The following is a 13,495-nucleotide window of genomic DNA, read 5'->3' on the forward strand; positions in this document are numbered from 1 at the left end:
CACGCTTTTTACAATTCGTTTACATTTAAATGGTGCTAGTAGCTAAAAAAACACTAAAAAATGCAAAACAATTAGTAACACAGCTAAACTTCATTATAATACGCGACCTACCTTTTTTAAGGATTTGGGCTTCTTTGTATGTATCGTGATTTTTGATGGGGTAGCGCTGTTATGACAACAAATAATGTTGAATGGTCGATTGATGACGCTGAGCGCACTTATGGCGTATCTAGCTGGGGTGGCGGCTACTTTAAGATAGGTGAAAATGGCAATATTCAAGTTTCTCCTGATCCTAAAAATGAAAATATAAAAATCGACTTTAAGTCGGTAATTGATGAAATTAGCCTAGAGGGTATACAGTTTCCCGTGGTTATTCGATTCCACGACATTTTGCGTTCGCAAGTTGTAGGTATAAATGAATGCTTTAACAAAGTAATCGCGGAAGCCAATTATAAAGGTCAATACAACGGTGTTTATCCAATCAAAGTCAACCAAACACGTGAAGTGGTTGAAGAAATTGTTGACGCTGGTGCACCTTATGATTATGGCCTTGAAGCAGGTTCAAAGTCTGAACTACTAGCGGTACTTGCATACAATACTAATGCAAATTCGTTAACTATCTTAAATGGGTATAAAGACGAAGAATTCATTCGACTATCATTGCTAGGCAGAAAGTTAGGCCGCAAAGTTGTGGTAGTTATCGAGAAATATTCAGAACTCCACTTACTGATTAGAATATCAAAAGAATTGAATATTGAACCTATCATTGGTTTACGTTCAAAAATGTCTGCGTTGGGCAAAGGTAAGTGGCAAGGTTCGAGCGGAGATAGAGCGAAGTTTGGGCTCACTATCCCTGAAATTATTAATTCTGCTAAGCTTCTTGAAAAAGAAGGTATGGCTCATACCCTTAAACTACTGCATTTTCATATTGGTAGTCAGTTAACTGATATCCGTGCAATTAAAGACGCAGTGAACGAAAGTGCACGTATTTATGCTGATTTACATAAGATGGGCTTTGCCCTTGAGTATGTGGATGTTGGCGGTGGGTTAGGGATTGATTACGACGGTAGCAAATCAACTAACGATTCGTCGCGTAATTACAGTTTAAATGAATACGTTGCCGATGTTGTTTACGGCATGAAAGAAATATGTGACCTTGAGGGTGTGCCGCACCCAAATTTGGTTACTGAAAGTGGTCGCGCAATCACTGCGCATCATAGTTGTGTGGTTACTGAGATTGTAGGTGAAATTAAAGCCGACGGCGCAATGCTGGATACCTCAGTTGTTGAGGGTGAACATATACTGTTAAAGAATATGCGTGAATTGCTTCATTTTTTGCGTCCCGACCAGAATCTTCAAGAAGTATATAACGACGCTTGTGAATGGAAAGAGAAGGCGGTTAGCGCGTTTAAATTACGTGTTATATCTTTGGAAGAGCTGGGTAAGATTGAAACCTTGTATTGGCAAATAATGCGTCGCTTACAAGTGCTTTATCGTGATGTTGAGTTTGTGCCAGAAGGACTACAGCATTTAGATTTTTCACTGTCGTCACAATACTTATGCAACTTTTCGATTTTCCAATCGGCAGCTGATACATGGGCTATCGACCAGTTACTGCCGGTTGTGCCATTAACGGGTATGAATAAACGACCTGATATTAACTGTTCATTAGTCGATATTACTTGCGACAGTGATGGTAAAATTGACCAGTTTATTGTTGACCGTCAGCTGCAAAACATCATGCCCATTGCGTCCTTAGAACCAGGTCAAAAAGCGTATTTAGGGTTGTTCTTAACAGGCGCTTACCAAGATGTCATGGGTGACATGCATAACTTGTTTGGTCGTGTAAATGAAGTGCATATTTTCAGCGATGATGATGACCCAGAAGACTTTTACATTGAAGAGTTCGTGGCCGGTTCATCGGTGCAAGACGTACTGACTATAATGCAATACAACCCAAGCGCAATGGCCGTTGATGTTAAACGTCAAATTGACAAAGAAGTGGCTAATGGGCAAATACCGCCACGTGAAGGTGTCAAGTGGACTGACTTTTATGAGAATTGTTTGAAGGGTTACACTTACCTAAAAACTGCTGAGTAAAAAAATAAATAAGAGCTCTTATTTTTGAGCTCTTATTTTCAATCTTCCAAACGCCCATTTATAAAGCTAACCAGTATCATAAAATGGCGCTACTTAAGCTTATGCTGACGCCATAATGACTTATATTTACTTTTTAATGTCTGCCAAAAGACCTATCTTATGCGCTTCGATTTGATCTTTCCAAAACGTGGCTGTAAGCTTATTAATTGAGTTAGATTCTGCATTCATTAACAAGGCATAGCCGACACCCAATTGCGGCGAGAACGCGACATCGGCGCGGTAACCTTGAACCCAACCACCATGATAAATGATCTCAATATCATCGACGTTATAAATGCGCCATCCTAAACCATAGTGTGCGTCTGTAAGTTGCTTCCGCCACTCACGGCGATACATTTCACGCTTCGTCTTTACACGTGGCTTTGTGAGCGTCTCAATCATGTTTTTATCAATAATGTCCGGGTACTCTAGCAGCATCGCCTTTAACCAAATTTCCATATCAGCAGCACTGGCATTAATACCCGCAGCCGGTGAGTATTTGTAATAATTGTCTTTGACTCGAACACTCACCCACTTATTTTTATCAATAGCTGCATGAGGCTTTGCCCATTTCTTTGATGCCATAAGCGCATTTTTGCCGACGCTTGCGGTTGGCATTTTCAAAGGTATGATAATGCTTTTCGTTATCTCGTCTGCAAAGGTGGTTTTTTGCTGACGATAATACTCTTCAAGTACACCAAAAAAAGTATTTTGATATGTGTAGCAAATACCGGGTTTACATAGCGAATCTAGTTTTTCTAAATGTTCCAATACGCGTGGTAGTTTGTAATTGGCTTCAATTAAATTGTCATAAGCATTGGGTATGAAACCAGTAGATTGGCCAATAAGGTGCTGCAATAAAATAGGTGTGTCGATGTAGTTATCAAACTTGTAGTCGGGCAATAGTTCTTGTAATGAGTTTTTCCACGCCAGCTTTTTCTCTTTTACTTGCTGCGCCATAAATACAGCGGTGAATGTTTTTGAAACCGAGGCTAATCTAAACACCGTTTCTTTATCTATTAATGTACCCGACTTTTCTGTCTTTCCATAAAACTCAAATCGCGTAGGCTGATTTGGAGCGACCATAACAAACGCTAAGCCTGGCAGTTTCTTTTTCTTCGCAGTCGCCTTCAGTTCATTTGCAAAATCATCCACCCAAGTGTCAGCGCAGACAGGGAATGAAAGAGAGAGAACTAGGACTGTTAACGCAATGAAAGGTTTATAAAATTGCAAGCTTGACCACTTTTCTTATTATTAAAGTGTCATTATCAGCTAAATAGCCCTGCGAATTCAACATAAGTTTAATTAACCATCAATTCGCCACCACTTCACCACCACTTCACTACCACTTCACCGTGATGACCTTATAACTTGTGCCGAAAACAAGGTGTTTTAATTCACATACGAGGTAAACTGTCATGCAGATACCGTATATTAAATTGTTCGGATTTATCAATTGGTGCTGATGCATTAGCAACCATCCGCTGATACGTTAAGCCTGTGGATCAACCAGGAAACTTAATATGAATATACAATCGGTGCGTTACCCACAATATGCTCACTTATACAAAAGCATCGTTGTAACATCGCATGGTTTTTTAACGGTATTTGCGAACGATAAAGCGCTTAAAGCTATCGATTTTACCGATACCCATCCGCTCGCTAATGAAAATAAAATATCGCAGCTTGCAGCCAAACAATTATCGGAATACATTGCCAATAAACGTGATCAATTTGATTTACCGCTGGACCCAGATGGTACCGACTTTCAGAAACAAGTGTGGCAAGCATTACTTGATATTTCTTTTGGGTCAACTGCAAGTTACCTAGATATTGCGGTAGTGGTAGGCAACAAAAATGCGTGCAGGGCGGTGGGCGCGGCGAACGGTAAAAACCCCATTCCTATTATTATTCCTTGCCATCGAATTATCGGCAAAAATGGTAAACTAACCGGATATGCCTGTGGCTTGGAGCGTAAAACTTATCTACTCTCACTTGAATCAAAAGCAGGTTCATTAAAATAAAAGGACGACATTGAAAACTTCTCACTTAATTGAATTATTAGTTTTAGGCGCCATTTGGGGTGCTTCATTTATGTTAATGAAGGCTACTGTACCCGCTTTTGGCGTATTTGCTCTGGTTGAAGTGCGGGCAAGCGTAGCTGCCTTATTTTTATTACCCGTTGTCTACTTTACTCGCCAATGGCGTGATTTATCGGGGAATTGGGCAAAGTTACTTTTTGTGGGAGCAATCAACACTGCGATCCCATTTTGTTTGTTTTCCTATACCAGCCTTCATTTGGATGCCGGATTAACCGCTATATTGAATGGAACTGCGCCCATGTTTGGCGCCATCATTGCCTACTTTTATTTGCAAGATCGTATTGGTGTGCATGGTGTTATAGGGACTTTTCTTGGCTTTGTAGGCGTTGTGGTTATTAGTCAAGATACTCAGTCTGCCAGTCCTGTTTCCTTGCTGCCGGTGGCAACAGCGTTGGGCGCAACTTGTTGTTACGGCATTGCGGCCTGTTTTATGAAAAAACATTTAAGTGGCGTGAAGCCTTTTGCCATAGCCGCTGGAAGTCAGGTATTTGCTGCTTTATTATTATTTCCTTTCGCTTTATACGCTTGGCCAGAAGTGAATCCTGATGCAAGCACTTGGGGAGCTGCTTTGATCTTAGCTATCCTCTGCACGGGCGTTGCTTACATTATGTATTTTGACCTAATTGCAAAAGTCGGCGCATCACAAGCGATGACGGTGGGCTACTTAGTTCCGATGTTTGGTATTTTGTGGGGTATGGTTGTGCTCGGCGAAGTGCTCTCGACGTATGCCATGATTGGTGGTAGTTTAATTATCATTGGATTGATGATTACGACGGGTATTTTGAAGCGCCTGCGCATGAAGACAAGTTTATAGCTTGCCTCAAAAATCGACGACCTGGGTTAAAGTATCGTTTGTTTTTAAATTATCTAATGCGGGTTTTAAGCGTAAAATAGCAGAGACAAAGGTGTCTTCTTCGCTTAATTTTACCTGGCAGGTTGAGAATTTGAGTACCTCTTGTTGCTGTTCACATTCAGTTTGAATAGTGGCCAAGCCGTGGCGGATATTGTCCATAAACCTCGTGCCTTCTTCGCTATCCGCCTTTTGCAACAAAACAAGCCATTGGCTTTCATTCACCTTTCCAAACTCGCTTTTAGTATTGAACTTATACACTGAGTCTAGCAAGAATTCAGATACTCTCGTGCCTATGCCAGTGAGCATGTCTAGATTTTGGGTGGTGATCGGTCGTTGATAAAAATCGTTGAGTTGAATAAGTACCAAATAGGCATCTTTTTCATACGCTTTAGAGTTAACTAAGTATTTGATTTTTTCATCAGACTGCATTTTACAATAAGGTAATACCAAGCCTTCATTTTGCAGGTCTTTACGGAAGTAATATAAAAGATTATAGATAATTAAGAATAATAGGAAAATAACCACTAAAACGCTAATAGCAGAAATCATAAAGCCGTTACTTATATGGATCTGCTGCTCATTTAGCGGCGACATTAACAGCATTGTCCAGTCAAACAAATCAAGATTGACCTGCGCTATTAATATATCCTGGCCGTTAATATTGACTAATTCATTATTAATATTCTGAACTGAAGCATCGGCTGCCAAGGCTGTGTCTGAGTCAATACCCATTTGATTAATGGTTTTTTGATACCAAGAAAGATCTTTTAGGTTATTGAAGTTTGATTTGCTGGCGTTTAATGCGGGGTCTGAAGAGAGCATAACCGACCCTTTCGGGTTCACAAAAATGAAGTCGTGACCGTACGTTGCTTTATGGGTTTCAAACACTTCTATAAAATGTGATAGGCTTTTTGCAACACCGAAAAAGCCAACAAATTGATTGTTTTCATCAAATATTTTTATATCAATGAAGAAATGCGTATCCTCCCATTTGCCGATGTCCCCGACTGATTTTTCAGGCATGTCGCGATATTTAAAGTACCAGTTTACTTCACCTTCAATTAGCTCAATAGTTGAACCGTCGGAGTTGTATTGCATTCGCTGCTTTTCCAAAGCAACGAAAAAGCCCATCTCAAATTCTTGTTCAAGTCGTTTGAGTGTTTCAAATATTTGTTTCTCATTAATGCTTGCATCATTAGCCGCAGAAAACTGCATTATTTCCTTTAATTCTTTCGATTTACTCAATGTTTCAGCGATATGTAGAGGTTCTATAACTTGGCGAACAACCAGCTTTACTGCGGGTGACAGAGAAATTTGATGAGCGCGGCTTTGTTCAGCCACTATTTTGGTCATACTGAAATGTATTAGTGTAACGATGGCGACGACGACAATCGCAAATAAAACTAAGATACTACGATGCAGTGTACGAAAAATATTCATTATTTAGTGTCGGTTAACATCCTGTTATTTGTCAAGTATGATATGGCAAATAGTGAGTGAAGTCTACTGACAAGGGGTTTTCACTTAGTTACACTATGCGCCAAATTAGAAAGGAATTACTATGTCACTGAGCGTTATTATCCTTGCAGCAGGCAAGGGAACAAGAATGAAGTCGTCGTTACCTAAAGTATTGCATTCAATTGCTGGCAAGCCAATGGTCGAGCATATAATTGAGGCAGCAAAAGAACTCGATTGCGACAACATCAACCTTGTATATGGTCATGGCGCTGATTTACTCCAAAAAGCATTGGGCCACCATCATCTGAATTGGTGTTTACAAGCCGAACAATTAGGTACAGGTCATGCAGTCCAACAGGCGGCATCGCATATTAAAGATGGTGAAGATGTGATGATCCTAGTGGGCGACGCCCCGCTGATCAGTAGTGAAACACTACGACGCTTAGTCGATGCTAAAGCACAAGCGGACTTGGCACTGTTAACTGTTCATTTGAATGACCCAACGGGGATGGGCCGGATCATTCGCGAAGGTGACAACATTATGGCTATTGTTGAACACAAAGATGCAAGTGACGCTCAACGCGAAATTACCGAAATAAACACAGGCATGATGTTGATGTCAGGAAAAGATCTAAAACGTTGGTTAGGCAATTTATCTAATAATAATGTGCAAGGTGAGTATTATCTGACTGATGTTATTGAAATGGCCGCTAAAGAAGGAAAAATTATCCGTGCAGCGCACCCTGTTTGGGAGCGTGAAGTTGAGGGCGTAAATAACCGAGTTCAATTATCCTCGCTGGAATCCGCCTATCAATTTCGCAGTGCTGAAGCGTTGATGACGGCCGGCGTCAGTTTAGCTGATCCGCGGCGCATTGACGTGCGTGGTAAATTAACAGTTGGGCAAGACGTCAGTATCGACATTAATGCTATTTTCGAGGGCAATGTTGAGATTGGTGACAACGTAGTTATTGGTCCTAACTGCGTATTCAAAAATTGTAAAATTGGCGATGGCACCCATATCGAAGCGTTTTCGTTGGTTGAAGATGCTGTCGTTGCACAAAACTGCAATGTGGGTCCCTACGCACGACTTCGTCCTGGCGCTGACCTTCACGACGGCGCTAAAGTAGGTAATTTTTGTGAAGTTAAAAAGTCCGTTATTGGTGAAGGTTCAAAAGTAAATCATTTAACTTATATTGGCGACACACAAATTGGCAAAGGCGTGAATATAGGCGCAGGTACAATTACCTGTAACTACGATGGCGTTAACAAATTTAAGACTATTATTGGTGATGGGGTATTCGTAGGTAGTAATAGTTCGCTGGTAGCACCTGTTAGTATTGGCGAAAACGCCACCATCGGCGCGGGTTCAGTCGTCACCAAAGACGTGAATGCTGAAGAGCTTGCTATTGCACGAGGCAAGCAACGGGTTATTAGCGGTTGGGAACGTCCAAAGAAAAAGTAAAATGGATTATTAAATAGCCTTAAAACTTGCAAATCGAAATTTATTTAATATAATAAATTTCGATTTGAAATTTAAGGCTTTCGATTTTGCAAAAACGAAACACTCAGCAACGCCGTCGTGGGATCATTGAAACACTGAATGAACGCGGTGAAGTTGCTGTAGATGAGTTATCTAAGGTATTTTCAACCTCAGAAGTCACTATTCGTAAAGATCTTGCCGAACTTGAAAATAATGGATTGTTATTAAGACGGTTTGGCGGTGCGGTTCTACTTCCCAAAGACGCTTCTGAACTTTCATCTGAAAAGCTTTCAAGTCGAAAGTTAGCCATTTCAAAATTAGCCGCGACACTTATTCAAGATCACAATCGCATTATTATTGATGGCGGCAGCACAACGTCTGCACTACTGCCACATTTACCCAAGAAACTGGGCTTAGTGGTTATGACCAACTCATTGCAAGTTGCTAATACCCTATTAGAGGGGGAAAATGAACCTCAGGTATTGATGACAGGCGGCACTTGGGACGCTCAATCACATTCGTTTCAAGGCCAAATGGCAGAAAACATGTTGAGAGCTTATAATTTTGACCAAGCATTTTTAGGTGCGGCCGGCCTCGATATCGAGCGTGGGTCAACCACATTCAACGAATTAACGTCCCTCAGTCGGACAATGGCAGAAGTGTCAAAACAAGTTATTGTAATGGCTGAGTCGGAGAAACTAGAAAGAAAAATACCCAATGTGGAATTGCCATGGTCGCAAATATCTATTTTGGTTACCGATGATGGCCTCGATGAAGACGCCAAGCAAAAAATTGAAAAACGAGGCGTAACAGTAATGTGTGCGACTTGTATTTGCTAAACTATTTTATTAAAAAGAAGTAATTCTTATAACTACGTTGTATGCCTTTATAGGCACTTGAAGCGTAATTTAAGAGGAACGCAAAGACAAATTAGGATACCAATATGTGTGGAATTGTAGGCGCAATAGCAGAACGTAACGTTGTAGAAATTTTATTAGAAGGTTTACGCAGACTTGAATACCGAGGCTATGATTCAGCCGGTGTCGCCTTACTCGATGGTGCCGGTAATTTAAATCGCGAGCGTCAAGTAGGCAAGGTCAAGGCGTTAAGCGACGCGATTGCTGAAAACCCAATTAAGGGCGCTACGGGTATTGCGCATACTCGTTGGGCAACTCATGGTGGCGTAAATCAAAAGAATGCTCACCCGCATCTTTCTAATGAAAGAATTGCCGTTGTACACAACGGCATAATTGAAAATTACGAAGCTTTAAGACGTGATCTACAAGCAAAAGGTTATATTTTTGGCTCTGACACGGACACCGAAACGATTGCGCACACGGTTCACGAAGAAGTGAAAAAAGGCAAAGACTTATTACTTGCTGTGCAAGACTCTGTAAAACAATTTCATGGTGCTTATGGCACAGTGATCATGGATAAAGAAGATTCAAACCGCGTGATCGTTGCTCGTTCAGGTAGCCCATTAGTGATTGGTTTGGGGATCGGCGAGAACTTCATCGCATCTGACCAAATGGCGCTGTTACCAGTAACTCGTCGCTTCATTTTCTTAGAAGAGGGCGATGTAGCCGAAATTACTCGTACTTCAGTGACTATATATGCGCAAAATGGCGAAAAAATAGAGCGCGAAATCTTTGATTCTGAATTAGAACACGATGCTGGTGACAAAGGCGGATATCGCCACTACATGCTCAAAGAAATCCATGAACAACCCACAGTAGTTCGCAATACATTGCAAGATCGCTTAGGTGAAAACGACCTAGTTGAAGGTATCTTTGGTGCTGGCTCTGAGGACATCCTAAAAGGCATTAAACATGTGCAAATTATTGCTTGTGGTACCAGTTACCATTCAGGCATGACTGCGCGTTATTGGTTAGAGCAATACGCAAATGTGTCATGTAATGTTGAAATAGCGTCAGAGTTCAGATATCGAAAATCAGTGGTGCATCCAAACAGCTTATTGGTGACCATTTCGCAATCAGGTGAAACGGCGGACACGCTAGCTGCTCTTCGTTTAGGCAAAGAACAAGGTTATATGTCTAGTTTGGCGATTTGTAACGTGCCTGGCTCCTCACTTGTGCGCGAATCTGACATGTCATTCATGACATTAGCGGGTGCTGAAATAGGCGTTGCTTCAACCAAAGCCTTTACTACGCAGTTAACCGGTTTCTTAATGTTAACACTTGCTCTGGGTAAATATAACGGCATGTTAGCAGTGGACAAAAAATCGATCATAGATGGTTTACACAGCTTACCAAGCAAACTAGAAGAAACACTGACATTGACCGATAGCATTGAGCTGTTAGCGGAGGAATTTGCCGATAAGCAACACAGTTTATTTTTGGGGCGGGGGGACCAGTACCCTATCGCGATGGAAGGTGCACTGAAGCTTAAAGAGATTTCTTATATTCATGCCGAAGCCTATGCGTCGGGGGAACTGAAGCATGGCCCATTGGCACTCATTGATGATGAAATGCCGGTCATTGTTGTTGCACCGAATAACGAGTTACTTGAGAAACTCAAATCGAATGTTGAAGAAGTAAGAGCTCGCGGCGGCATCATGTATGTATTCGCTGATAAGAACGCTAACTTTGCGAGTGACGAAACTATGCGCGTTATTAATGTGCCGCATTGTGAGTCGCCAATTGCTCCGATTGTTTATACTTTGCCACTGCAGTTATTGTCATATTATGTTGCTGTGATTAAGGGGACTGATGTCGATCAACCAAGGAATTTAGCTAAGTCAGTTACAGTGGAGTAGGGATTGTGGGCGATACAGTATTTGTTGTGCAGTGACAATAAAGTGTCATGCTAAACAATAAAGTATATCCTTTACAATAATCTATCATACTTTTGAGATGCCGCTTTAAGCAAGTTTCGACCTAAAAGGCGTCATTAGCAAAGAGCAATTTTGAAGGGTTTTTGGGCGCACTTTGATACGATGGCGGACGTTCCCCACAGATGAGTGCATGGGGAATTTGACGTTGATTTTTTGCCAGTAAGTCGTTCAGTCTGAGTGTGAACAAAGCCACCGAAGCAGCCAGTCACTATGCATAATTCACTAAGATGAGATTTATCGCAATTATCATCAATACGAACCCTGCTATCTTATCAATTTTTTGTTTTTGTCGATTGAAGCGAGGTAATATATTTGGGTGTGATAACAGTAAAGTAACACCGCTATACCAAATAAAATGTGCCAAGATAATGATCAATCCATAACTCCCTTGCATTATCAGGGGGGTATCTACAGACACCACTTGAGTAAAAATACTTAAGAAAAAGATAGATGTTTTAGGGTTTAATATATTGCAAGTAAAACCCATACGTAATGCTATAAAAGGTGACATTTGAGTCGTTGAATTGCTTTGGTCTTTATTTACCGTTTCGCGCGTTGTTAATAACTGCCAAGCAAGATAAATAAGATAAGCAGCACCTAAATATTTGATTGCCGAAAATAACCACGCTGAATTTGCAATAACTACTGCTAATCCTGCAATTGAATAGCTGGCATGAATACAAACCGATAAAGCCATCCCTAAGCTCATATATAAACCAGCTAAACGGCCATTGGAGATACTAGTTCGTGTAACCATCACAAAATCAGCCCCAGGTAACATCGCCATAAAAACAGCAATTGTGCTCACCGCGATGATTTCCGCCATATAAGTATTTATTAATAATTCCATATTCACCTCTTACAATTTTAAGTATGTTCGCAGTAACTCATTTTTATTCTGCAACTATGTTAATCTATGAGTTTTTGAAAACAATACATCTATTTGTATAAGGACTTGTGCCCCATGGACACAAATTATTTGATACCTCTATTGTCTGACATGGCCATTTTTGTCACGGTGGTTGAGCAGGGAAACTTTAGTAAAGCGGCAAATAAACTTGGTGTCACACCTTCAGCAGTGAGCCGTCAAATTAGTCGGTTAGAAGATGCATTAGGCATCAAATTATTACAGCGTACAACACGACAAGTTGGATTAACGGAGTCAGGTATTTTAACGTTTGATTATTGTAAGCAGATGGTTGAGTTTGCGGATAAAGCGGTTAATGCCAGTCGCTCTGGAACATCTACGGTGAGTGGTTTATTGAGAGTATCTGCACCAAGATCATTAGCGAATAAGGTATTACGACCACTCTTTGTTGAGTTTTTAAAACGCTACCCAGACATTCAGTTGCACTTAAAAGTAACCGATCGAATTTTAGACCCTATTCATGACGGTGTCGATTTCTTGATTCATATTAATGACACCCCCATTGAAGCCTTGGTAAATGTTAAAATTGGTCACGTCGAACAGGTGTTATGTGCCAGTCCTGATTTCATAAAAAAACATTCTCTGCCAACACACCCCAATGATTTAAAATATTTAGCATGCATTTGTTTAGGCGAAAATAAGGCTGATAACCGTTGGCGATTTAGCAATAAAAATCAACAAACGACTATACAAGTGACAGGGTCATATTTACTTAATCACAGTGACATGCGTAAAGATGCGATTGAACAGGGATTTGGTGTTGGCCCTTTGCCAGATTATCTTGCGCAACAGAGTGTTGAAACAGGGAAACTCATTCCATTATTGGAAGATTGGCAGTTACAAGGTAATTATCAAGGTGATATCTGTTTGCAGTATGTGCAAAGTAAATACATGCCTAATAAAAATCGCGTGTTTATCGATTTTATGAAACAAAAGTTACTTATAATTCAGCCTGATTCATAAGTGGTAGTTCGGTTTCACCCTCCTTTGTGACCTCAGTTAGTGTTCCTAGATGAAACTGCCACTGGCAGCAATGAGCGAGAAGCGGTCATTCGAGCATTTGAATCTTAAGACAAGTTCAGGGGGCTTTCCCGTCTTAAGAAACAAAATAGGCTTTCGGCCGGTTTGGAGATCTGCGGACATTAGCACTTCTCCACTTTCGCAAGCAAAAACGTCCTAGCGACCAGTCGAAAAACGTTTTACCACAAGCCACACTATCATCTAAATGGCACAATCAAGGATGAAAAGCAGTGCTGGCAATACAGCAAGTGGCAAAATACAAACGCCACCGACCAGAAAATACTTTGCTGTATCAATTGGTCGAGAGGCATTATCCGGAATTCAAAGAAGCCATATCTGAACAAGGTAAATACTTACCTAAATTTGTTGAGCGTGAGTTTGAAGACTTTTTGCGATGTGGTCGTTAGAGCATGGCTTCTTAAGGGTAGTATGCGGCGACTGCAAGCACGAAAAGCTCGTCGCATTTAGTTGCAAGCGACGTGGTTTCTGCCCTAGCTGTGGCGCTAGAAGAATGGCAGAAAGTGCTGCGTTACTGGCAGATGATGTACTACTGGGTTATCCAATTCGTCAATGGGTTTTAAGCCTGCCTATCCCTTTGAGATTGCTGTTGGCAAGATACCCAAGCGAATTAGGAAAAGTTTTAGGTATCATTCACCGCGCT

Annotated in this window: 10 protein-coding genes and 1 pseudogene; 8 read left to right on the top strand and 3 right to left on the bottom strand. The window is 41.0% G+C overall.

What is annotated here, in order from left to right; all coding sequences use genetic code 11:
- The first annotated feature begins 171 nt into the window (after positions 1-171).
- Positions 172-2,100, top strand: coding sequence for a biosynthetic arginine decarboxylase (gene speA / locus G399_RS0107700; protein ID WP_006008859.1), 1,929 nt, complete (start codon positions 172-174; stop codon positions 2,098-2,100).
- Between the two features lie 126 nt (positions 2,101-2,226).
- On the opposite strand, the gene G399_RS0107705 is transcribed toward speA, so the two are convergent.
- A complete protein-coding gene (locus tag G399_RS0107705) occupies positions 2,227-3,372 on the bottom strand; it encodes a serine hydrolase domain-containing protein (protein ID WP_006008862.1) in 1,146 nt (381 codons plus the stop codon).
- A 290-nt stretch (positions 3,373-3,662) separates the two neighbouring features.
- Here G399_RS0107705 and G399_RS0107710 point away from each other — a divergent pair, with 290 nt between their 5' ends.
- Positions 3,663-4,163: a methylated-DNA--[protein]-cysteine S-methyltransferase gene (locus G399_RS0107710; RefSeq protein WP_006008864.1), complete on the top strand. Its 501-nt coding sequence runs from the start codon at positions 3,663-3,665 to the stop codon at positions 4,161-4,163.
- Between the two features lie 10 nt (positions 4,164-4,173).
- Positions 4,174-5,055 carry a DMT family transporter gene (locus tag G399_RS0107715; RefSeq protein ID WP_006008865.1) on the top strand — a complete coding sequence of 294 codons (882 nt, stop codon included), beginning with the start codon at positions 4,174-4,176 and terminating at the stop codon, positions 5,053-5,055.
- A 6-nt stretch (positions 5,056-5,061) separates the two neighbouring features.
- Here G399_RS0107715 and G399_RS0107720 read toward each other — a convergent pair whose 3' ends face one another.
- The gene (locus G399_RS0107720) at positions 5,062-6,534 is read right to left on the bottom strand and encodes a cache domain-containing protein (protein ID WP_026843564.1); all 1,473 of its coding nucleotides are present in this window, start codon (positions 6,532-6,534) and stop codon (positions 5,062-5,064) included.
- Positions 6,535-6,655: 121 nt separating this feature from the next.
- Between G399_RS0107720 and glmU the strand changes: the two genes are divergently transcribed.
- From glmU to glmS, 3 genes are all read left to right on the top strand, one after another.
- A complete protein-coding gene (glmU, locus tag G399_RS0107725; protein WP_006008869.1) occupies positions 6,656-8,014 on the top strand; it encodes a bifunctional UDP-N-acetylglucosamine diphosphorylase/glucosamine-1-phosphate N-acetyltransferase GlmU in 1,359 nt (452 codons plus the stop codon).
- Positions 8,015-8,100: 86 nt separating this feature from the next.
- Positions 8,101-8,871 carry a DeoR/GlpR family DNA-binding transcription regulator gene (locus G399_RS0107730; protein ID WP_006008872.1) on the top strand — a complete coding sequence of 257 codons (771 nt, stop codon included), beginning with the start codon at positions 8,101-8,103 and terminating at the stop codon, positions 8,869-8,871.
- A gap of 104 nt (positions 8,872-8,975) precedes the next feature.
- Positions 8,976-10,808 (top strand): glutamine--fructose-6-phosphate transaminase (isomerizing), encoded by a 1,833-nt coding sequence (gene glmS, locus G399_RS0107735; RefSeq protein ID WP_006008874.1) that lies wholly within the window; start codon positions 8,976-8,978, stop codon positions 10,806-10,808.
- 286 nt (positions 10,809-11,094) lie between these two features.
- Here the strand turns inward: glmS and G399_RS0107740 are convergent, their stop codons facing one another.
- Complete coding sequence (locus G399_RS0107740) at positions 11,095-11,736, bottom strand: LysE family translocator (RefSeq protein WP_006008876.1); 642 nt, start codon at positions 11,734-11,736, stop codon at positions 11,095-11,097.
- 114 nt (positions 11,737-11,850) lie between these two features.
- On the opposite strand from G399_RS0107740, the gene G399_RS0107745 reads away from it, so the two are divergent.
- On the top strand, positions 11,851-12,777 hold the full coding sequence (locus G399_RS0107745) for a LysR family transcriptional regulator (protein ID WP_006008878.1): 927 nt from the start codon (positions 11,851-11,853) through the stop codon (positions 12,775-12,777).
- A gap of 287 nt (positions 12,778-13,064) precedes the next feature.
- Positions 13,065-13,495, top strand: a pseudogene (locus G399_RS20380) (transposase zinc-binding domain-containing protein); the annotation flags it as partial.

This window comes from Brumicola pallidula DSM 14239 = ACAM 615, assembly GCF_000428905.1.
GTDB lineage: Bacteria > Pseudomonadota > Gammaproteobacteria > Enterobacterales > Alteromonadaceae > Glaciecola > Glaciecola pallidula.

Coding starts and splice junctions, on each gene's coding strand:
- speA (WP_006008859.1), top strand. CDS start 172: ATGACAACAAATAATGTTGAATGGTCGATTGATGACGCTGAGCGCACT.
- G399_RS0107710 (WP_006008864.1), top strand. CDS start 3,663: ATGAATATACAATCGGTGCGTTACCCACAATATGCTCACTTATACAAA.
- G399_RS0107720 (WP_026843564.1), bottom strand. CDS start 6,534: ATGAATATTTTTCGTACACTGCATCGTAGTATCTTAGTTTTATTTGCG.
- glmU (WP_006008869.1), top strand. CDS start 6,656: ATGTCACTGAGCGTTATTATCCTTGCAGCAGGCAAGGGAACAAGAATG.
- glmS (WP_006008874.1), top strand. CDS start 8,976: ATGTGTGGAATTGTAGGCGCAATAGCAGAACGTAACGTTGTAGAAATT.
- G399_RS0107740 (WP_006008876.1), bottom strand. CDS start 11,736: ATGGAATTATTAATAAATACTTATATGGCGGAAATCATCGCGGTGAGC.
- G399_RS0107745 (WP_006008878.1), top strand. CDS start 11,851: ATGGACACAAATTATTTGATACCTCTATTGTCTGACATGGCCATTTTT.